Source organism: Parafannyhessea sp. (assembly GCF_051876455.1).
Taxonomy (GTDB): Bacteria; Actinomycetota; Coriobacteriia; order Coriobacteriales; family Atopobiaceae; genus Parafannyhessea.
In genome coordinates this window covers 1-2,107 of sequence record NZ_JBJEHW010000164.1, presented here as the reverse complement: position 1 = coordinate 2,107, position 2,107 = coordinate 1, and the positions used below count along the sequence as shown (strand labels likewise).

3 protein-coding genes are annotated in these 2,107 nt (G+C 68.3%); all 3 read right to left on the bottom strand.

Annotated elements, in window-relative coordinates; translation table 11 throughout:
• On the bottom strand, positions 1–1,095 hold a 1,095-nt coding region (locus tag ACI38Z_RS07250; RefSeq protein WP_439789522.1), incomplete at its 3' end, for a cysteine desulfurase family protein.
• Positions 1,096–1,111: 16 nt separating this feature from the next.
• Positions 1,112–1,792 carry a ribulose-phosphate 3-epimerase gene (rpe, locus tag ACI38Z_RS07245; protein WP_439789521.1) on the bottom strand — a complete coding sequence of 227 codons (681 nt, stop codon included), beginning with the start codon at positions 1,790–1,792 and terminating at the stop codon, positions 1,112–1,114.
• 15 nt (positions 1,793–1,807) lie between these two features.
• Positions 1,808–2,107, bottom strand: a 300-nt coding sequence (locus tag ACI38Z_RS07240) for an NAD(P)H-dependent glycerol-3-phosphate dehydrogenase (RefSeq protein ID WP_439789520.1), incomplete at its 5' end; no start/stop codon positions are given.

The following is a 2,107-nucleotide window of genomic DNA, read 5'->3' as shown; positions in this document are numbered from 1 at the left end:
GTCGAACGATATCCTGAGCGACCCCAGGGCGTCCCTTCGAGCGATGCCCATGGCGGAGAGCACGTGGCTTGGGTCAAGCGAGCCCGAGGAGCACGCCGATCCCGCGGAGACCTCGAAGCCGCGCGCGTCCAGCTTTAGGATGAGCGTCTCGGAGTCGAGGCTCGGCACCATGACCGAGACCATGCCCGGGAGCCTTCCCTCGTCCACGTGCGTGCTGACCGTGGGGAGGATGCCCGTTCCCTCAGCGCAGAGCCGTGCGTAGAGCGCGTTGGCGCGGCCCTGGACGAGCTCCCTCAGACGCGGGAGGTCGTCGCAGCAGTGCCTCACGGCCGCCGCGAAGGCAAGCGCCGAGCGCACGTCCTGCGTGCCGGGACGCCTGCCCTGCTCCTGCCCGCCACCGAAGGCCTGCGGCCTGAAGGGCGTGCGTCCGCGGATGAGAAGGGCACCGATGCCGACCGGGCCGCCGATCTTGTGTGCGGCGATGCTCACGGCGTCCGCGTTGGCGCAGTCGAGTGGGATCCGCCCGAACGCCTGCACGGCGTCAGTGTGCATGAGGGCGCCGGCTGCGTGGGCCACGGCGCCGATCTTACCCACGGGCTGGATGACGCCCGTCTCGTTGTTGGCGCTCATGACCGAGACGAGTGCCACGTCGGGACCCATGAGCGACTCGACGGTCTCGGGCGTGACGACGCCCTGCCGGTTGGCCCGCGCGAGCTCGACCTCGAAGCCGCGGTTGCGCAGCGCCGGCACCACGTCGAGCTCGGAGTCGTGCTCGATAGCGGAGACTATGACGCGCGTCCTGTTGCGGTCGCGGTCGCGGGCGCCCTCGGCAAGGCCGTAGAGCGCGAGGTTGTTGGACTCGGTGCCGCCCGACGTGTACGTCACGTCCGCGGGCCTGAAGCCTCCGCCCACGGCCTTCGCGATGACGCGCCGGGTCGACTCGAGCTTGGCCGAGGCCATGCGCCCCAGCGTGTGGAGCGAGTTGGGATTGGCGCCGGCTATCTCGGACGCCTCGTAGTCGCGTTCGGCGGCGAGTGCCTCCTCGCACATGGGCGCGGAGGCGGCATAGTCCAGATACACGAACCTTTCGGTCATATTGTCCCGCATCCCCCTATGCCCTCTTCGTGGTGCCGAGCGTCGCGTTGGCACGCAGCGCCCCGATGGCGGCGGAGCGGTCCTTCGCGTTGAACACCTTGCTGCCCGCGACGAAGACGTTCGCGCCGGCAGCCGCCACCTCGGCGATGTTATCGGGCCCGATGCCGCCGTCGACCTCGACGTCGGGGGCGACGCCATGCTCGTGGCACAGCCTGCGGAGCGCCCTGAGCTTCGAGAGCGAGGACGGGATGAAGCTCTGCCCGCCAAAGCCCGGATTGACCGTCATCACGAGGACCATGTCGAGGTCCTCGATGATGCTGTCCAGAAGTGCGACGGGCGTCGCCGGGTTGAGCGCCATGCACGCCTTGGCGCCCGCCTCGTGGATCTGCGAGACGATGCGGTTGGCGTGCGTCTGCGCCTCGTAGTGGAACGTCACGATGTCTGCGCCGGAGTCCAGGTACCAGGGGACCTGCTCCTCGGGGTTGCTCACCATGAGGTGGACGTCGAGGGGAAGGTCGGTCGCCCTTCTCGCCTGGCGAAGGATCTCCGTGCCAAAGCTCAGGTTGGGAACGAAGTGCCCGTCCATCACGTCGTAGTGGACGAGGTCCGCGTCCTTGATGCTCTCGAGCTCGTCGCCGAGCCTCGTGAAGTCGGCCGAGAGGACCGACGGTGCTATGAGGATCTTCTTGTCTGGCATGATGCCCTTCCCTCGTTACTCGACGCCGTCGAGTCCGTAGAACTCGACGTGGGGGTCCCTGTCGAGCAGGAGCCCGATGACGTCGTCCAGTTTCCTACCCTCGTACAGGATCGCGTGCACCGCGTCCGTGAGCGGGGCCTCGATGTCGCGGTCGTGCGCGAGCTCCCACGTGCTGAGCGCCGCGCGGGCACCCTCGACCACCATGCCGGTGGACGACTCGTACTCCTCGAGCGTCGTGCCCCTGGCATACGCCTCGCCAAAGGTGCGGTTTCGCGAGTGGCGAGAGGTGCACGTTGCCACAAGGTCGCCCATGCC

Bases quoted from the DNA above. Each gene is read 5' to 3' on its own strand.
- rpe (WP_439789521.1), bottom strand. From the start codon at position 1,792: ATGCCAGACAAGAAGATCCTCATAGCACCGTCGGTCCTCTCGGCCGAC.